The sequence below is a fragment of the Nocardia cyriacigeorgica genome (assembly GCF_010858045.1).
GTDB lineage: Bacteria > Actinomycetota > Actinomycetes > Mycobacteriales > Mycobacteriaceae > Nocardia > Nocardia cyriacigeorgica_E.
In genome coordinates, this window is record NZ_JAAGVC010000005.1 from 241700 (window position 1) to 259123 (window position 17424).

Consider the following 17424-nt stretch of genomic DNA (forward strand, 5'->3'; position numbering starts at 1 on the left):
GGGTATCTTCGGCACGGTGCGATTGACCGAATTCCAGGAGCTGTTGCACACCGAGTTCGGTGTGTCCCGCGGTGACACCCTCCTCACCGACCACGTCATCCCCTCCCTCGGCGGCCGCACCGGCGCCGCCGCCATCGAAGCCGGCGTCGACCCCCGCGACGTCTGGCGCGCGCTCTGCGCCGAATTCGACGTCCCCCGCTCCCGCTGGTGAGTGCGGCACCGGCCGGCTGGGAGGCGCCGCTGCCGCCGGCCATCGCTGCGCTCCTCGGCGATTCGCCCGACTGGTCGGATGCGCACGAGGGGATGAGCGGCGGTGTCGTCTTCGCCGCCGGGTATTGGGTGAAACGGGGCCAAGAGGCCGTGGCCGAGTACGAACGGCTGCGCTGGCTCGCCGGGCGGGGGATACCTGTGCCCGAGGTGGCGGCGTTCGACGAGGATGTGCTCGTGCTGGCCGACGTCGGGGTGCCGAGTCTGGCGCGGCGGGGTGGGCGAGTCGGTGCTGTGATGGGGGAAGCGCTGCGCGTCTTGCATCAGGTGCCCGTCGCCGATTGCCCGTTCGACGGACGGCTCGAGGTGATGGTGCCGAAAGCTCGCCGGCGGGTATCGGAGGGGCTGGTCGATGCCGAAGACTTCGACGACGACCACCCGTTGACGCCCGAACAGGTGCTGCGGCGGTTGATCGACGAGCAGCCGGAGGACGAGGATCTGGTTGTCGCGCATGGTGATTTCACGCCGGCGAATGTGCTCGAGGGCGGCATCCTGATCGACGTCGGTGCGCTCGGGGTGGCGGATCGCCACCGGGATCTCGCACTTGCCGCGCGGGATCTGCGCGAGGACTTCGGCGATGCCGAGGTGGCCGAGTTCTTCGCCGCGTACGGGCTGGTCGAACCGGATCAGCGCACCCTCGACTACTACCGGCTGCTCGACGAACTGTTCTGAGCCGGGCGGGATCCGGGACGGTCAGGACTTCTTGGCGTAGTGGCGCGCGGCCTTGGTGCGGTTGCCGCAGGTGGCCATGGAGTGCCAGCGGCGCGTGCCGTTCTTCGAGGTGTCGTAGAAGAACAGCACGCAGTCGGGATGGGCGCACTGGCGGATCCGGCCGGGGGCGGTGGCGAGCAGGCTCAGCAGGTTGTCGGCGGCCAGCCAACCCGGCAACCATGCCGGGTCGGTGATTTCGGGGGTGTCCACGGGCCCGGCGTCGGCGAGTGACCGGCGGATCCGGCCGTGGTTCAGCACGTCGTTGAGCGCGTCTCGGCGGCCGTCGCGTACGGCGTCGTAGATGGCGGCGCGGGCGGCGCGCACCGCTTCCAGCGCCGCGGCGTCGGCGTCGCAACGCCCGGCCAAGCCGTTGGCCGCCAACCAGATCTCCAGCCCGGCGATATCGGTGAGCAGGTCCTGCGGTCCGTCGCCGCTCATCCACCGGGTGTTCAACAGATCCAGGGCCAGCGGTTCACCGAGGTGAGGGCGTGGATCGAGCATGCCTGAGGGTAACGGCTCAGTGCGGACGGACGTATCAACCACCTCCTACTAACTGTCTAACTCAAAATAGACGGTTGACAAGCTTGTGGTCTTCTCCTTAGGTTCTAACCAGTCAAACAAATTATGACGGTTTGACCATTCCCCGAGGAGGATCCATGACCACGCCCCAGCTCGCCACCGGCCACATCGGGCTCAACGTCACCGACCTGACCCGATCGGTCGACTTCTACCGCCGCGCGCTCGGCTTCCAACAGCTGGCGGCCAGTACCGACGAGCACCGGAAATGGGCCTTCCTCGGCGCCGACGGCGCCCTGGTACTCACCCTGTGGCAGCAGAGCGACGGCGCATTCGCCGCCTCGAGTCCGGGGTTGCACCACCTGTCGTTCCAGGTCGACACCCTCGAGCAGGTGCGGGCGGTCGAGGCGACCCTGCGCGAGCTGTCGGTGGAATTCGCCTATGACGGCGTGGTGGCCCACGGCGAGGGGGCGTCCTCCGGCGGCATCTTCTTCGCCGACCCGGACGGCATCCGCCTCGAGGTCTTCGCACCCGGCGGCGCCGAGTCCGCGCCCGCTCCCAGTGGCGCCGCACCCACCTGCGGATTCTTCTGATCCATCGCCATCGCCATCGACGGTTCGGGCAGTGAGGTAGGGACACGTGACTACGCCCTTCCATGCGGGAGAGCGCATGGTGCAGCAGCGGATGGGTCAGGCCGATATCGCCGGACGGGTCGGGCGCATGATCCGGCGCGACATCCCGGCGGTCGCCGCGGACTTCCTGGCCGAACAATCGATGGTGGTGCTCGGCGCCGCCGATGGCGAGGGCCGGATGTGGGCGAGCCAGCTGACCGGGCCGGCGGGATTCCTGCGGGCGACCGGAGCGGACATGGTCCTGGTGGATGCCATGCCCGCGCCCGGCGACCCGCTGCACGAGCCGACCACGCAGGCGCTCGGCGTCGGTCTGATCGCCCTGCAACCGCAGCGCCGCAGGCGCATGCGCGTCAACGGCACCGCCACACCGGAGGGCAACGGCCTGCGCATCGTCACCGACCAGGTGTATTCGAACTGCCCGAAATACATCTCGCGCAGAGATATTCGCTCATTCGACCCGCGAGCGCGCACCGCGCCGCGTCGCAGCGCCGCACTGGACGATCGGCAACGCGCCGCCGTCACCGCTGCCGATACGTTCTTCCTCGCCACCGCGGATGCCGACGGCCATGCCGATGCCTCCCATCGCGGCGGCAATCCCGGATTTCTGGAAGTGCTCGCACCCGACCGGCTGCGCTGGCCGGACTATCGCGGCAACTCGATGTTCATGACCCTGGGCAATATCGCGGTGAACCCTCGCTGCGGCATCCTCGTCCCGGACTGGACCACCGGCGGCAGCCTGCAGCTCACCGGTACCGCGGAACTGATCTGGCCGGAGGCCGAGTGTGCCGCCGGCGCCCAGTGCTCGATCGAATTCACCGTCACCGAGGTCGTCGACACCTCGGCGGCCGGCCCGCTGCGCTGGGGTCCGGCCGAACTCTCACCCGTCAATCCCTGATCCGGCTCCATGAAAGGAATGGTCGATGCGACCCCCACTGCCCCCGTTCGATCGCAGCACCGCCGAAGCCAAGGTGCGTGCCGCCGAGGACGCCTGGAATTCCCGCGACCCCGAACGGGTCGCGGCCGCCTACACGCCGGACTCGGTCTGGCGTAACCGGGACGAACACTTCGCCGGGCGCGCGGCCATCGTCGAGTTCCTGAACCGCAAGTGGGCCGAGGAGAACGGGTACGCGCTGCGCAAGGAACTCTGGGCCTTCGACGGCAATCGGATCGCCGTGCGCTTCCAGTACGAATGGCACGACGAGCAGCGCCGGTGGTGGCGCAGTTACGGCAACGAGCAGTGGGAATTCGCGCCGGACGGGCTGATGATGCGCCGGGAGGCGAGCATCAACGACGTTGCGATCGGCGAATCCGAGCGGCGCATCTTCGGGCCGCGCCCGGCGGAGGATCGGACGCCGCTGCCGCAGTGGTAGCCGCCGTCGGGCGCGTCGCTTGACTCGAACACCTGTTCGGCTAATCTTGTCGCCAGAACTTGTCGGTGCCGCCCTCTAATGTGGGCGCCAACCACAGAACGAGACTCACCCGTCGAAAAGGGGATCAGGACATGGCACCACAGGCGTACGACCGCGACAAGGCGCTCGAGCTCGCCCTGGCTCAGGTGGAGAAGAGCTTCGGCAAGGGCGCGGTGATGCGGCTCGGCGAGGAGGCCCGCCAGCCCGTGTCGGTGATCCCGACCGGATCGATCGCGCTGGATGTGGCCCTGGGTATCGGCGGTCTGCCGCGCGGGCGCGTGGTGGAGATCTACGGTCCGGAATCCTCGGGTAAGACCACGGTCGCCCTGCACGCGGTGGCCAACGCTCAGGCCGCCGGTGGCGTCGCGGCGTTCATCGACGCCGAGCACGCGCTCGACCCGGACTACGCCCGCAAGCTCGGAGTCGATACCGACGCGCTGCTGGTCTCCCAGCCCGACACCGGTGAGCAGGCCCTGGAGATCGCCGACATGCTGGTGCGCTCCGGCGCCATCGACATCATCGTCATCGACTCCGTGGCCGCCCTGGTGCCGCGCGCCGAGATCGAGGGCGAAATGGGTGATAGCCACGTCGGCCTGCAGGCCCGCCTGATGAGCCAGGCGCTGCGCAAGATGACCAGCGCGCTCAACAATTCCGGCACCACCGCCATCTTCATCAACCAGCTGCGCGAGAAGATCGGCGTCATGTTCGGCTCGCCGGAAACCACCACCGGCGGTAAGGCGCTGAAGTTCTACGCATCGGTGCGCCTGGACGTGCGGCGCATCGAGACCCTCAAGGACGGCAGCGACGCGGTCGGCAACCGCACCCGGGTCAAGGTCGTCAAGAACAAGGTGTCGCCGCCGTTCAAGCAGGCCGAGTTCGACATCCTCTACGGTCACGGCATCTCCAAGGAGGGCTCGCTCATCGATATGGGTGTCGAGCAGGGCTTCATCCGTAAGTCCGGCTCCTGGTACACCTACGAAGGCGATCAGCTGGGCCAGGGCAAGGAGAACGCCCGCAAGTTCCTGCTGGACAACACCGACGTCCGCGACGAGATCGAGAAGAAGATCAAGGAGAAGCTGGGCATCGGCGCCGACGTGACGGCGAGCGAAGAGGTCCCCGCCGATTTCTGATCCGAGGCCGGCCCGGCGCCCCGCATCCGGTGAGGTTGCGGACGGCGTGCCCGCTGATCCCGTCGCAGCTGTGCGGCAACAGTTGGCACGCCTCGGCGTCGAGGTCCCCGAATCCACCGGCTCACGGCCCGAAGGCCGGCAGCCGGCACCGGTTCGCCCGGCCGATGGTGGTTCGGCCGAGGCGAACGCACGAGGAACTCGGTCGGACGCGTCCGATCCGCAGCGGACACGTTCGACCGAGTTCCCCGGCACTCGTGGTCGCCGTGCGCGCACCAGCGGTGAGCGGGACCGCTACGGCGCACGGGACGACGGCGCGCCTGCCGCGACTCGACGTCGCCGCAGGCGCAGCGCCGAGGGCACCGGGCCCGCGCCCGATGCCGACCACCGGCCGGCGCATCAGGACCGGGGTCCGGGAGGCGAGCCCAGCGGCGCCGTCGCCCTGGAACGGCACACGCGTAGCTACCGCTCCGCATCGGACGACGACTCCGGCACCCCCGGCGACGGCTCTCAGTCGGCTGCTCCGCCGCGCACAAGAGCCGCACGAGGCGAGGCGCTCGCGACCGGCTCCGAATCCGGGGGCACAGTCGAGCAGGCGAAGGACGCGTGTCTGCGATTGCTCGCCGTCCGCGCCCGCAGCCGCGCCGAACTCGCACAGCGACTGGCCGCCAAGGGATACCCGACCGAGGTGAGCGAACAGGCGCTCGATCGCCTCGCCGAGGTCGGGCTCATCGACGATGCCGCGTTCGCTCAGCAGTGGGTCCAGTCGCGGCACACCTACTCCGGCAAGGGCCGCCAAGCCCTCGCCCAGGAGCTGCGCCGCAAAGGCGTCTCCCAAGACGACGCCGCCGACGCCCTCGCCGCCGTCACCGCCGACGACGAACACGACCGCGCCACCGAACTCGTCCGCCGCAAACTCCGCACCATGCCCGCAAACCTCGACCGCGACAAGGCAACCCGCCGCCTCGTCGGCATGCTCGCCCGCCGCGGCTACAACTCGTCCACCGCCTACGCCGTCGTCAAGGCAGAACTCGATACGGCCGATTCCGGCCTCGAATCCGACGAGTTGCCGCGCGAGTAGCTCGCGCAGGCGCCGAGCCGTGGCGATCTCGGCCGCCTGACCGGCCGGACGACCCCCGAAACGCGAACGGCGCGCAGATCGCGAAATGTGCGATCTGCGCGCCGAAAGGCGCTACGACTACGGAGCCTTGGTGATATCCACCCCCGGCGCCCCATCGGTCACGATGGAATCGGCGGCCACCACCGCGCCGCCACCCTTGCGGCGGCCCGCGCGCAGACGCCGCTCCAGCCAGGTCGCGACCTGCGACAGCGTCATGTTCAGCACGATCATGATGATCGCGACCACGATCAACGCCGGAATCGTATTGGAATCGGCGGCACCCAGCTGCAAGCCGTTGCGGACCACCTCTTCGTAGGTGATGACATACCCCAGCGCCGAGTCCTTCAACGCCACAACCATCTGCGAGATCAGTGCGGGCAGCATGGCGGTGATGGCCTGCGGCAACAGGATCAACCGCATCAACTGGCCCTTGCGCATACCCAATGCGGCCGCGGCCTCGGTCTGGCCCTTGGGCAGTGAGCGGATACCGGCGCGCACGATCTCGGCGATGACCGACCCGTTGTAGATGGTCAGTGCCGTGACCACCGCGCCGAGCGCCAGATACTCGGACTCGAAAACGTTGTACTCGGAGTAGAGCGCGAACAGGAAGATCATCAGGATCAGCACCGGAACGGCGCGCGCGATTTCGACGACCGCGCCCGCCACCCACCGCACCGGGCGGTGATCGGAGAGCCGGGCGATGCCGAAGATCATGCCGAGCACCATCGCGAAGATGATCGACAGCACCGCGGCCACGATGGTGCCACGCAGACCCGGCAGCAGATAGGTCGTCCAGACATCCGCTTCCAGGAACGGCTTCCACTTCTCGGCGTCGAACTGCCCCTGACTGTCGAAGCCGCGGTAGACGAACCACGCCGCGAGCAGCACCACGGCCAGCACGATCACCGAGTAGATGATGTTGCGCACCCGCGCGGCGGGGCCTGGTGCGTCGAAGAGAACCGACGGTTCCCGCCTCATCGGGCCACCTCGAATCGTTTGGCGATATAACCGAACAGCAGACCCGTCGGCAATGTCAGGACCACGAAGCCGAGGGCGAAGATCGCACCGATCGACAGCAGCGCCGCCTCGGTGTCGAGCATCTTGGCCATCAGGAACGACGCCTCGGCCACACCGATGGCGGAGGCGACGGTCGAGTTCTTGGTCAAGGCGATCAGCACACTGCCCAGCGGGGCGATCACCGAACGGAACGCCTGCGGCAACACGATCAGCCGCAGGTTCTGCAAGAAGCCGAGGCCAAGCGATCGCCCGGCCTCGGACTGGCCCAGCGGCACGGTGTTGATACCCGCGCGCAGCGACTCGCAGACGAACGCCGCGGTGTAGACGCTCAGGCCGACGACCGCCCACCGGAAGTTGTTCTCGGCCAGCGAGTTCGGCCCGTCGGCGGCCAGTTTGACGCGCAGCGTCGAATACAGGCCGAGCGAGCAGAACACCAGGATCAGCGTCAGCGGGGTGTTGCGGAAGACGGTGACGTAGACGGTGCCGACCCAGCGCGCCACCGGGACCGGCGAGACCCGCATGGCAGCCACGATGGTGCCGAGCACCAGCGCGCCGATCGCGGACAGCACGGTCAGCTTGATGGTGACCCAGAACGCGTCGAGCAGTTGGGAATCGTACTCAGAGATCAAATCGAACACGGTGGGTGCGCGCCTCCGATCATGAGGTGAGGGCAGGGTCGGCGACCGGATGACCGCGCGGTGGGCGCATCATCGGCGCCCACCGCGGTCGATCATCGGATCAGTACCGGTCCACCTGCGGAGCCGGCGGAGTCGGGTAGTTAGCGGCGCGCCCGACCGAATCCTGGAAGGCCTTGTCCCAGGCGCCTTCGGTGATCATCGCCTCGATGGCGTCGTTGATCTTGTCGCGGCTCTCCTGATCGCCCTTCTTCAGCCCGATGCCGTAGTTCTCGGTGGTGAACGGCTTGCCGACCAGCTTGTAGCGGCCGGGGGTCTGCGCGGCGTAACCGGCGAGGATGATGTCGTCGGTGGTCATCGCGTCGACCGCGCCGCTGTTGAGACCCTCGAGGCACAGCGAGTACGTGTCGTAGGTCTGCAGCTGGGTGTCGGGGAAGTTCTTCTCGATGTTCTGCGCCGGGGTGGAACCCTTGACCGAGCAGACCGTCTTGCCCGCGATGGTCTCCGGGCCGGTGATGTCGGTGTTGTCGGCATTCACCAGCAGGCTCTGACCCGCGACGTAGTACGGGCCGGCGAAATCGACCTTCTCCTTGCGCTGGTCGGTGATGGAGTAGGTGGCGACGATGAAGTCCACCTGGCCGTTCTCGATCAGCGTCTCGCGCTGCGCCGACGGAGCTTCCTTGAAGGTGATGCCGTCGGGCTGGACGCCGAGCTTGGCCGCGACGAAGCGGGCCACCTCGACATCGAAGCCGCTGTATGTGCCATCGGTGTTGCGCTGACCCAGACCCGGCTGGTCGAACTTGATGCCGATGGTCAGCTTGCCTTCCTTGGCGTGGTCGAGAGCGGTCTTGTCGTCTCCGCTACCGCAACCCGCGGTGGTGGCGGCGGCCAGGGCCAGGGCGATGGCCCCGACTCCGAGACGGAGCGCACGGTTGATCCTCATCGATTTCCTTCTTCCCTCATTCTGGTTTTCGATGGCCGTGGTCGGTGGGCGGTGCAGCGCTCAGTGGCTGAGAATCTTGCCGAGGAAGTCCTTGGCCCGGTCGGACTTCGGTGTGGTGAAGAACGTTTCCGGCGTGGCGTCTTCGACCACTTGACCGTCGGCCATGAACAGCACCCGGTTGGCCGCTTTGCGGGCGAAGCCCATTTCGTGGGTGACCACCAGCATGGTCATGCCCTCTTTGGCCAGCGACACCATGACGTCGAGGACCTCGTTGACCATCTCGGGGTCGAGCGCGGAGGTCGGCTCGTCGAACAGCATCACCTTGGGGTTCATCGCCAGGGCGCGCGCGATGGCCACGCGCTGCTGCTGGCCGCCGGAGAGCTGGGCCGGGTACTTGTCGGCCTGGTTGGCGATGCCGACGCGTTCGAGCAGTCCCATCGCCCGGGTGCGGGCCTCATCCTTCTTCAGCTTGCGCACCTTGATCGGCGCGAGCATGACGTTCTCCAGGATCGTCTTGTGCGCGAACAGGTTGAACGACTGGAAGACCATGCCGACGTCGGCGCGCAGCGCGGCCAGCCCGCGCCCCTCGGCGGGCAGCGGGATCCCGTCGACGCTGATGTCGCCGGTGTCGATCGGCTCGAGCCGATTGATGGTGCGGCACAGCGTCGACTTGCCGGACCCCGAAGGGCCGAGCACGATCACGACCTGCCCTTTGGGCACCTCGAGGTTGATATCACGCAACACGTGCAGAGCACCGAAGTGCTTGTTGACGTTGCGCATCGAGATCATCGGTGGCGCGGTGGCGTCCCCGCTGTCGGCGGCCCCGGTCGTTCCGGGCGCGTCGGTGGCGTCGGTCATGGTCCATGACCTTAAGCGGAAATCCGGGATTTGCCCGGCTTTCCGTGACACACCGAGTCGCCACGCCGAATCGACATGTCGCCGTAACCTGGCGGTCAGCCGGTGTGGTAGCCGCGCGAACCGCGGGGTGCTGGACTCGGCGAGGTCCGGCGCGAGTCCGGTGACCTGCGCCCGCGGTGGCCGGGCGGGGCCGATGCGCCGCGAGCCCGCTACGAGCCAGCCCGTACCCTGGACGGGTGGATTCGATCGGACAGGCAGTAGCGCATCCCGCCCTGGTCCCGGCGCAGACGGACGCACGCAGTTACGAGGTCCGCACCTTCGGTTGCCAGATGAACGTGCACGATTCCGAGCGCTTGTCCGGCCTGCTCGAGGATGCGGGTTATGTGAAGGCGGCCGCGGGCGAGACGGCCGACCTGGTGGTGTTCAACACCTGCGCGGTGCGGGAGAACGCCGACAACAAGCTCTACGGCACCCTCGGCCATCTCGCGCCGATCAAGGCCGGGCGCCCCGGCATGCAGATCGCCGTCGGCGGCTGCCTGGCGCAGAAGGACCGCGACACCGTGGTGCGCAAAGCGCCGTGGGTGGATGTGGTGTTCGGCACACACAACATCGGGTCGTTGCCGGTGCTGCTGGAACGCGCCCGGCACAACGACGAGGCCCAGGTGGAGATCCTGGAGTCGCTCGAGGCGTTCCCGTCGACGCTGCCGGCCAAGCGGGAATCGGCCTACGCGGGCTGGGTGTCGATCTCGGTCGGCTGCAACAACACCTGCACCTTCTGCATCGTGCCCTCGCTGCGCGGCAAAGAGGTCGACCGGCGTCCCGGTGACGTGCTCGCCGAGGTGCAGGCGCTGGTCGATCAGGGGGTGCTCGAGGTGACGCTGCTCGGCCAGAACGTCAATTCCTACGGCGCCTCCTTCGCCGACCCGGAGCAGCCGCGCGATCGCGGCGCGTTCGCCAAACTGCTGCGCGCCTGCGGCGGCATCGAGGGCCTGGAGCGGGTGCGGTTCACCTCCCCGCATCCGGCCGAGTTCACCGACGACGTCATCGAGGCGATGGCGCAGACGCCGAACGTCTGCCCGCAACTGCACATGCCGCTGCAATCCGGTTCGGACCGCGTGCTCAAGGCGATGCGCCGCTCCTACCGGCAGGCCCGCTTCCTCGGCATCATCGAGAAGGTGCGGGCCGCGATGCCGCATGCCGCCATCACCACCGACATCATCGTCGGCTTCCCCGGCGAGACCGAGGAAGATTTCGAACAAACCCTCGAGGTGGTGCGGCAGGCGCGATTCACCAGCGCGTTCACCTTCCAGTACTCCAAGCGGCCGGGCACCCCGGCCGCCGATATGCCCGATCAGCTGCCCAAACAGGTCGTGCAGGAGCGCTACGACCGGCTGATCGCACTGCAGGAAGAGATCTCGCTCGAGGCCAACCGTGCGCTGATCGGCACCGAAGTGGAGTTGCTGGTCGCCGAAGGCGCGGGCAAGAAGAACGCCGCCACCGCGCGGATGAGCGGACGGGCCCGCGACGGACGGCTGGTGCATTTCCGGCCCGAATCCGCCGAGCCGATCCGGCCCGGCGACATCGTCACCGTCGACATCACCGGCGCGGCACCGCATCACCTGATCGCCGACGCACCGCTGCGCACCCACCGCCGCACCCGGGCGGGCGATGCCCACGAACGCGGCACCACCCCGAAGACCGAACCCATCGGCGTCGGGCTCGGCCTGCCCCGTATCGGCGCCCCCGCACCGGAGCCGGTCGCGGCCGCGGGGTGCGCCACCGGATGCGGGACATGAGCGAGGCCCCTCGCGATCCCGACGAGGCGGACCGCTCCGGCGATACCGGCACCGGTAGCCGCCCGCCCACCGGCGCCGACGCGCCAGGCGCGGACTCGACGACGGACGTGTCCGCGGCCGACACGGCATCCGGCTCGGCCGACGACGGCGCCGCCCCGGCCCGCGGCGACTCCGCGGACGTGCCCGCGGTCGAGGGAACACCGGATTCTTCCCACGATGGTGGCCCGCCCCGCGATGGCGCTGCCGACCTGTCGCCGCCGGCAGGTTCTTCCGGCGAGGACGCCAGTGCCGAACCTCGCGACGACGCGGCCGATCGGACCGCCGCACAGACCCCCGACACCACTGATGCAGCCGAAGGAAACGAGGACCACGTGAGCTCGGTCGAGCAGACTGACGAATTCGAACAGTTCCGCGACGATCTCGACGCCGTCGAGCGCCGGATCGCCGGCGAGATCGATCCGGGTGTGCGCGCCATGGTGGTGGCCGTTGCGGTGTTCGCCCTGCTGGTGTCGCTGGTGCTCTCGCATGCGGGCGCGGCGCGCGGTTTCGATGTGCTGCTCGGCTCCGATGTCGCCGCGACCGAGCACATCGGCCTGCCCTCGCGCATCTTCGTCTGGTTCGTCGTCGTGTTCGGCATCGGGTTCTCGCTGCTGGCGCTGATGACCCGGCGCTGGGTGCTGGCCTGGATCGCGGTGGCCGGTTCGGCCATCGCCAGTGCGTTCGGCGTGTTCTCGATCTGGCATCGGCAGACCCCGGGTCTCAACAACTACATCGGCGCGGGCCCCGGCATCGGCCTGGTCATCGGCACCATCGCCGCGGTCGTGCTGACGTTCCACTGGGTTCGCGTGGTGTGGAGCCGCACGGCCTTGCAACTGGCCGCCGAGGAACAGCGGCGTATCGCGGCCGCCGCCGAGGAAGAGCGGGACCGGCGCAGGTTGCAGGGCGACGACTCCTGAGTGCTGCGGCGTCAGCGCACTGAGTCTTACGGCATCGGCTGCCGCGCCATCGGCACGGTTCGTCTGGTCCGGAGCAGCATCTGACGGGCCACACGACCGATCAGCCTCGCCGTCGCCGGCCAGCTCCCGAGAGGTCGAGCGCAGCCGAGCTCGGTCTGCACACACCGGTTGGTTCACAACACCGGGTGTCGCCTGACCGAGTGCGGTAGGGCTTACACGAGAAGGCGCACCCGGCTCTCTGCTCGGGTGCGCCTTCTCCTGTCCGCGCCGATCAGCGGTTGCTGACCGCGCCTTCGGCCGCTTCGGCCCATTCGCGCCACTGCTTGGCCTGCTCGAGCGCCTTTTCCGCGTCCCGGGTCTTGCCGGCGGCGGTGGCCTTGGCTGCCTGCTCCTCGAACTGCGCGACGCGTTCGCGGAACTGCGCGGCCCGCGCCATGGCCTCGGGGTCGGTGCGCCGCCACTGCGCGTCGGCCGCCTCGCGGACCCGCTTCTCGATGGCGCGCAGCCTGCCTTCCAGCTCCTGCATGCGTTCGCGCGGCACCTTGCCGATGGCGTCCCACTTGTCCTGCAATTCGCGCAGTGCGGCCCGTGCGTTGTCGAGCCCGTGCGCGGGATCGATGTGGGCGTAGGCGGCGAGCAGCTCCTCCTTGGCGGCGGCGTTCTGCTCGAATTCCGCGTCGCGTTCGGAGGCCGCGGCGTTGCGGGCGGCGAAGAACACGTCCTGGGCGCTCTTGAACCGGCGCCACAGCGCTTCGTCGGCCTCGCGCGGCGCGCGACCCGCGGCCTTCCATTCGGCCAGCAGATCCCGGAACACCGCGGCGGTGCCCGCCCAATCGGTGGACCCGGACAGCTCCTCGGCCCGTGCGCAGAGCTCTTCCTTACGGGTCTTGGCGGCGGCGCGTTCGCGGTCGAGTTCGGCGAAGTGGGCGCCACGACGGCGGTTGAACGCCTCCCGCGCCTTGGAGTACCGCTTCCAGAGCGCGTCGTCGACCTTGCGATCAACCCCGCGGATGGACTTCCACTCCTCGAGGATCTCGCGCAGCCGATCACCCGCCGCCTTCCACTGGGTGGATTCGGCGGCGATGCGCTCGGCCTCGGCGGCGAGCGCCTCCTTGCGCTCAGTGTGCTCGTGCCTGGCGCGCTCTTTTTCTTCCTTGGCGTGCGCGGCCGCTTCCTCGGAGTGCTCGGCGATGGCCTGCAATCGGCGCGCGAGCCCGTCGATATCGCCGATCACGGCGGCCGTCGGCAACGATTCGGCGATCGCCAACGCGGCGGCCTTGGTCTTGCGGGCATCGGCGCCCGCCGCCAGCCGGGCTTCCAGCAGCGCGACCTCGGTGGCCAGATCGTCGAAGCGGCGGCCGAAGTGAGCCAGGCCCTCGGCGGCATCGCCTGCCTGCCAGGACCCGACGACGCGTTCGCCGTCGGCGGTCTTCACCCAGGCGGTGCCGTCTTCGTCGACGCGGCCCCATTCGCTGGGATCGGTCACGGTGGGGACGATGACCGGATGCGGGTGCTCGTGCGAGGCGCCGGGCGCCGGTTTGACCGCATGCGGTTTGGGGTGGGCCGAGCCGCCGGGTTTCGGCATTCCGGACGGTCGCGGGGTGGTGCCGGGGCCGGGTTTCGCGGTTCCGTTGCTGTCGGTCATTGCTCCTCGTCCCTGCCGCGCGTCACGGCTGCCTGGTTACGCCCTAGCTCATCCCATTGAACCCGGTCCGAGCCCTGGAAACCACATCGATCGAGCATGCACCGCGGTGTGGCGCCACGGACCCCGACCCGCGATGACCTGGGTTGGAGTACCTCGAACACTAGCAATTGTGGCCGGGTTTCCGGCAGAGACACTCGAACCCACGGTGGCGCACGGGGACTGGCAGGGCGCTGGGCCGCGGTGGCGGGCGACTACCGTTGACGGCGTGTTCTGTCTTGCGGCCCTTGTTCCCTCGCCGCCGATCCTGGTTCCCGAGCTCTGTGGTGGTCTCGGTGCGGGTGCGGCGGTCGACGAGGTGCGCGCGGCGGCCTCGGCCGCGGCGGCCGAGCTGGCGGCGGCGGCTTCGAGCTGGACGGTGGTCGGCGTCGGGGCGGGTGACCGGGTGGCCGGGCCGGAGCGCGCGGGCACGTTCCGTGGTTTCGGCGTCGACCTCGTGGTCGGTCTCAGCGGCAGCGCGCCGACCGGCGATCTCGATGCCGACCCGGATCTGCCGCTGCCCGTGCTCATCGCCGCCTGGTTGCGGCAGCAGGTCGCGCCGCATGCGGTCGCGCAGGCTTGGATCGTCGACGCCGACACTCCCGCGGGCGAGTGCGCGGAACTGGGCGCGAAACTGCGCGCGGAACTGGATGCCGACCCGCAGCCACAGGGCGTGCTCGTGGTCGCCGACGGCGCCACCACGCTGTCCACCGCAGCGCCCGGCTACTTCGATCCGCGCGCCGCGGACCGGCAGGCAGCGCTGGACAACGCGTTGCGCGCGGGTGACCGCGACGGCCTACTCGCCTTGGATCCGCTCGAATGCGCCGAGGTCGGTATCCGCGGCCGCGCCGCGTTCCAGGTGCTGGCCGGCGTATTCGGCGCGGACCCGGCGGCACCGATCGTCGACACGCGATACCAGGACGCCCCGTTCGGCGTCGGCTATCAGGTGAGCACGTGGCGACCGCGGACCGGAGACCGGCGGTGAGCGCACCGGCACGCACCCCGATCGCGGTGGTCGGCCCGACCGCCACCGGCAAATCCGATCTCGCGCTCGATCTGGCCGAACGCCTCGACGGCGAGATCGTCAATATCGACGCGATGCAGCTGTATCGCGGCATGGATATCGGTACGGCCAAATTGCCGCCGGAGCAGCGCCGCGGCATTCCGCACCATCAGCTCGACGTGCTGGAGGTGACCGACACCGCGACGGTGGCCGCCTATCAGGCCGCCGCGTCCGCCGATGTCGAGGCGATCATGGCCCGTGGGCGCACGCCCGTCATCGTCGGCGGTTCGATGATGTATGTGCAGGCGCTGCTGGACCAGTGGGATTTCCCCGCCACCGATCCGGAGGTCCGCGCCCGGTGGGAGGCCTTGCTCGCCGACGGCGGAGTGGCGGCCGTGCACGAGGCATTGCGGGCCGCCGACCCGGCCGCTGCTGCCACCATCCTGCCCACCGACGGCAGGCGGATGGTGCGCGCGCTCGAGGTCGTCGAGCTCACCGGTAAGCCGTTCGCGGCGTCGGCACCGGTGATCGGGCGCCCGCGCTGGGGAACGATCATCATCGGCGTCGACCGCGACACCGCCGAACTCGACGAACGCATCGCCCGCCGCACCGACCTGATGTTCGACACCGGCCTGGTCGAGGAGGTGCGCGGGCTGGTCGAACGTGGCCTGCGCAGCGGCCAGACCGCGCGCCGCGCCATCGGCTACGCCCAGGTGCTGGCCTATCTGGACGGGGAATACGACCTGGCACACGCCAGGGAGCGGACCTTCATCGGCACCCGCCGCTACGTGCGGCGGCAGCGTTCCTGGTTCCGTCGGGATGGGCGGGTGCGCTGGGTGGACGGCGCCGATCCGGATCTGGCCGCTACAGTCGCGTCGCTGCTCGCCACCGCCGAACCCGATGAACCGGGCGCGGCCACGACCCGGCCGAGCACCGGCATCGACTCCGAGGAGCGAACCCCGCAGTGACCCGACGCGTCAGTACCCGCAACGCCTCCGTGCAGGTGTGGCAGGCCTACCTGAACAATCGCACCAAACGTCATCGCGACCGCCGCTTCCTGGTGCAGGGCGTGCGCCCGATCACCCAGGCCGTCGCCAACGACTGGCCGCTGGAGACGCTGCTGTACCGGCTCGGTGGGCCGGAGCTGTCGCGCTGGGCGCGTGAGCTGCTCGCGACCAGCGAGGTGCCGCAGGTGGGCCTGGTGCCGGAACTGATGGCCGAACTGGGGGAGAAGGCCAGCGGGGTGCCCGAGGTCGTCGCGGTCGCCGAACAGCGGATCGTCGAACTGGATACGTTCGAACCGGGCGAACCCGGTGACGCGCCGGTGGTCGTGGTCTTCGACCGGCCCAATTCGCCGGGCAATCTCGGCACGCTGATCCGTTCGGCCGACGCGTTCGGAGCGGACGCGGTGATCGTCACCGGTCACGGCGCCGACCAGTACGACCCGCAGGCTGTGCGGGCCTCGACCGGTTCACTGTTCGCGATGCCGGTGCTGCGCACCGCGGGGCCCGCCCAGATCCTCGCCTTCCGGGACCGGCAGGTGGATCGCGGCATTCCCACGCGCATCGTCGGCACCGACGAAGGCGGTACGCATGCGGTGTTCGACCACGATTTCACCGAGGCCACCATCCTGGTGGTCGGCAACGAGACCAGCGGGATGAGCGCGGCCTGGGCACAGGCCTGCGACGATATCGTCGACATCCCGATGGGCGGGACCGCGAGCTCGCTGGGCGCGCCCTCGGCGGGAGCGGTCGCGCTGTACGAAATTTCCCGGCAACGCCGGACGTTTGCCAGATGACCACGACGAGAGGCGGCCGGCACGTGCCAGACACCGACAGCATCGAGTTCACCAAGGGCCACGGCACCCAGAACGATTTCGTGGTGCTGCCCGACCCGCAGGTGCGGCTCGAGCTCACCGTCGAGCGGATCGCGGCGCTGTGCGATCGGCAACGCGGACTCGGCGCGGACGGCGTGCTGCGGGTCGCGCGAGCCGGTGCGTTGCAGGCCGCGGGCGTGCTGGCCGAGCTGCCCGACGGTGTCGGCGATCAGGACTGGTTCATGGACTATCGCAATGCCGACGGCTCGATCGCCGAGATGTGCGGCAACGGCGTGCGGGTGTTCGCGCACTACCTGGCCGCATCGGGGCTGGAGACGCGCGGCGAATTCGTCGTGGGAAGCCGCGCCGGTGCGCGCCCGGTGACGGTGCACACCGCCGGTCCGGTACACGGTGAGGTCACCGTCGCCATGGGGGAGGTCCGCGAGCTCGGCGAATCGACCGCGACCGTCGCAGGCTGGGGCTACCGCGGGATCGGCATCGACGTCGGCAACCCGCACCTGGCCTGCGTCGATCCGGAGCTCACCGCCGACGCGCTGGCAAAGCTCGATCTGACCGTTGCCCCCGGTTACGACCCCGACCTGTTCCCGCACGGGGTGAACATCGAGCTGGTCACCGGCCTCGACGCGACGGGTGCGGTCGACATGCGCGTCTACGAACGCGGGGTCGGCGAGACCCGCTCCTGCGGCACCGGGACGGTGGCCGCCGCGGCCGCCGCCCTGGCCGCGGGTGGTTTCCGCATCTCCGCCGACACCGGCGAGGTGACCGTGCGGGTGCCCGGCGGCGCGGTGTCGGTCGGGCTCGAGCGTGGCCTGGCCTGGCTGCGCGGCCCATCGGTGCTGGTGGCGACCGGCCGGATCGCCGCCGAGTGGTGGCAAACCTGGTGACCGGACCGCGCCGGCGGATAACCACATGCGCT

19 protein-coding genes are annotated in these 17424 nt (G+C 69.3%); 13 read left to right on the top strand and 6 right to left on the bottom strand.

Translation table 11 applies throughout. The annotated features are described in order from the left end of the window. Positions 1-16 precede the first annotated feature (16 nt). Both GV790_RS07585 and GV790_RS07590 read left to right on the top strand, forming a co-directional pair. Positions 17-211 (top strand): DUF3046 domain-containing protein, encoded by a 195-nt coding sequence (locus tag GV790_RS07585; RefSeq protein ID WP_130917187.1) that lies wholly within the window; start codon positions 17-19, stop codon positions 209-211. Continuing rightward, complete coding sequence (locus GV790_RS07590) at positions 208-939, top strand: aminoglycoside 3'-phosphotransferase (protein WP_163811881.1); 732 nt, start codon at positions 208-210, stop codon at positions 937-939. The genes GV790_RS07585 and GV790_RS07590 overlap by 4 nt, the downstream gene beginning before the upstream one ends. A gap of 21 nt (positions 940-960) precedes the next feature. On the opposite strand, the gene GV790_RS07595 is transcribed toward GV790_RS07590, so the two are convergent. Then, a complete protein-coding gene (locus GV790_RS07595; protein ID WP_163811884.1) occupies positions 961-1479 on the bottom strand; it encodes a CGNR zinc finger domain-containing protein in 519 nt (172 codons plus the stop codon). Between the two features lie 155 nt (positions 1480-1634). Here GV790_RS07595 and GV790_RS07600 point away from each other — a divergent pair, with 155 nt between their 5' ends. From GV790_RS07600 to recX, 5 genes are all read left to right on the top strand, one after another. After that, on the top strand, positions 1635-2087 hold the full coding sequence (locus tag GV790_RS07600) for a VOC family protein (protein ID WP_163811886.1): 453 nt from the start codon (positions 1635-1637) through the stop codon (positions 2085-2087). A gap of 76 nt (positions 2088-2163) precedes the next feature. After that, positions 2164-3021 (top strand): pyridoxamine 5'-phosphate oxidase family protein, encoded by an 858-nt coding sequence (locus GV790_RS07605; RefSeq protein ID WP_163812034.1) that lies wholly within the window; start codon positions 2164-2166, stop codon positions 3019-3021. A gap of 25 nt (positions 3022-3046) precedes the next feature. Further along, positions 3047-3496, top strand: coding sequence for a nuclear transport factor 2 family protein (locus GV790_RS07610; protein WP_163811888.1), 450 nt, complete (start codon positions 3047-3049; stop codon positions 3494-3496). Positions 3497-3627: 131 nt separating this feature from the next. After that, positions 3628-4665, top strand: coding sequence for a recombinase RecA (gene recA / locus GV790_RS07615; protein ID WP_036538104.1), 1038 nt, complete (start codon positions 3628-3630; stop codon positions 4663-4665). A 439-nt stretch (positions 4666-5104) separates the two neighbouring features. Beyond that, positions 5105-5743: a recombination regulator RecX gene (recX, locus tag GV790_RS31855; RefSeq protein WP_163812036.1), complete on the top strand. Its 639-nt coding sequence runs from the start codon at positions 5105-5107 to the stop codon at positions 5741-5743. A gap of 117 nt (positions 5744-5860) precedes the next feature. On the opposite strand, the gene GV790_RS07625 is transcribed toward recX, so the two are convergent. From GV790_RS07625 to gluA, 4 genes are all read right to left on the bottom strand, one after another. Next, the gene (locus tag GV790_RS07625) at positions 5861-6760 is read right to left on the bottom strand and encodes an amino acid ABC transporter permease (protein WP_163811890.1); all 900 of its coding nucleotides are present in this window, start codon (positions 6758-6760) and stop codon (positions 5861-5863) included. Continuing rightward, positions 6757-7437 carry an amino acid ABC transporter permease gene (locus tag GV790_RS07630; protein WP_014351936.1) on the bottom strand — a complete coding sequence of 227 codons (681 nt, stop codon included), beginning with the start codon at positions 7435-7437 and terminating at the stop codon, positions 6757-6759. The genes GV790_RS07625 and GV790_RS07630 overlap by 4 nt, the downstream gene beginning before the upstream one ends. A 100-nt stretch (positions 7438-7537) precedes the next feature. After that, a complete protein-coding gene (locus GV790_RS07635) occupies positions 7538-8377 on the bottom strand; it encodes a glutamate ABC transporter substrate-binding protein (protein WP_036538100.1) in 840 nt (279 codons plus the stop codon). A gap of 60 nt (positions 8378-8437) precedes the next feature. Continuing rightward, positions 8438-9166, bottom strand: a complete 729-nt coding sequence (gluA, locus tag GV790_RS07640; protein WP_163812038.1) for a glutamate ABC transporter ATP-binding protein GluA — start codon at positions 9164-9166, stop codon at positions 8438-8440. Between the two features lie 305 nt (positions 9167-9471). On the opposite strand from gluA, the gene miaB reads away from it, so the two are divergent. Together miaB and GV790_RS07650 are read left to right on the top strand one after the other, a co-directional pair. Then, positions 9472-11031: a tRNA (N6-isopentenyl adenosine(37)-C2)-methylthiotransferase MiaB gene (gene miaB / locus GV790_RS07645; RefSeq protein ID WP_175585822.1), complete on the top strand. Its 1560-nt coding sequence runs from the start codon at positions 9472-9474 to the stop codon at positions 11029-11031. A 371-nt stretch (positions 11032-11402) separates the two neighbouring features. After that, positions 11403-11987 (top strand): Rv2732c family membrane protein, encoded by a 585-nt coding sequence (locus tag GV790_RS07650; protein ID WP_163812042.1) that lies wholly within the window; start codon positions 11403-11405, stop codon positions 11985-11987. Between the two features lie 271 nt (positions 11988-12258). Here the strand turns inward: GV790_RS07650 and GV790_RS07655 are convergent, their stop codons facing one another. Next, positions 12259-13632, bottom strand: a complete 1374-nt coding sequence (locus tag GV790_RS07655) for a DUF349 domain-containing protein (protein ID WP_163811892.1) — start codon at positions 13630-13632, stop codon at positions 12259-12261. A gap of 265 nt (positions 13633-13897) precedes the next feature. Between GV790_RS07655 and GV790_RS07660 the strand changes: the two genes are divergently transcribed. The 4 genes from GV790_RS07660 to dapF are packed head-to-tail and all read left to right on the top strand — an operon-like array spanning position 13898 to position 17392. After that, a complete protein-coding gene (locus tag GV790_RS07660) occupies positions 13898-14653 on the top strand; it encodes a hypothetical protein (RefSeq protein WP_163811894.1) in 756 nt (251 codons plus the stop codon). Then, the gene (miaA, locus tag GV790_RS07665) at positions 14650-15639 is read left to right on the top strand and encodes a tRNA (adenosine(37)-N6)-dimethylallyltransferase MiaA (RefSeq protein ID WP_175585823.1); all 990 of its coding nucleotides are present in this window, start codon (positions 14650-14652) and stop codon (positions 15637-15639) included. The genes GV790_RS07660 and miaA overlap by 4 nt, the downstream gene beginning before the upstream one ends. Then, positions 15636-16469 (top strand): TrmH family RNA methyltransferase, encoded by an 834-nt coding sequence (locus GV790_RS07670; protein WP_163811898.1) that lies wholly within the window; start codon positions 15636-15638, stop codon positions 16467-16469. Before miaA ends, GV790_RS07670 begins: the two co-directional genes overlap by 4 nt. A 41-nt stretch (positions 16470-16510) precedes the next feature. Further along, positions 16511-17392, top strand: a complete 882-nt coding sequence (dapF, locus tag GV790_RS07675; protein ID WP_163812044.1) for a diaminopimelate epimerase — start codon at positions 16511-16513, stop codon at positions 17390-17392. The last annotated feature ends 32 nt before the right edge of the window (positions 17393-17424 follow it).

Excerpts from the sequence above, each read along its gene's own strand:
- GV790_RS07595 (WP_163811884.1), bottom strand. The coding sequence starts at position 1,479 with ATGCTCGATCCACGCCCTCACCTCGGTGAACCGCTGGCCCTGGATCTG.
- GV790_RS07600 (WP_163811886.1), top strand. The coding sequence starts at position 1,635 with ATGACCACGCCCCAGCTCGCCACCGGCCACATCGGGCTCAACGTCACC.
- GV790_RS07605 (WP_163812034.1), top strand. The coding sequence starts at position 2,164 with ATGGTGCAGCAGCGGATGGGTCAGGCCGATATCGCCGGACGGGTCGGG.
- GV790_RS07610 (WP_163811888.1), top strand. The coding sequence starts at position 3,047 with ATGCGACCCCCACTGCCCCCGTTCGATCGCAGCACCGCCGAAGCCAAG.
- recA (WP_036538104.1), top strand. The coding sequence starts at position 3,628 with ATGGCACCACAGGCGTACGACCGCGACAAGGCGCTCGAGCTCGCCCTG.
- GV790_RS07625 (WP_163811890.1), bottom strand. The coding sequence starts at position 6,760 with ATGAGGCGGGAACCGTCGGTTCTCTTCGACGCACCAGGCCCCGCCGCG.
- GV790_RS07635 (WP_036538100.1), bottom strand. The coding sequence starts at position 8,377 with ATGAGGATCAACCGTGCGCTCCGTCTCGGAGTCGGGGCCATCGCCCTG.
- gluA (WP_163812038.1), bottom strand. The coding sequence starts at position 9,166 with ATGATCTCGATGCGCAACGTCAACAAGCACTTCGGTGCTCTGCACGTG.
- GV790_RS07655 (WP_163811892.1), bottom strand. The coding sequence starts at position 13,632 with ATGACCGACAGCAACGGAACCGCGAAACCCGGCCCCGGCACCACCCCG.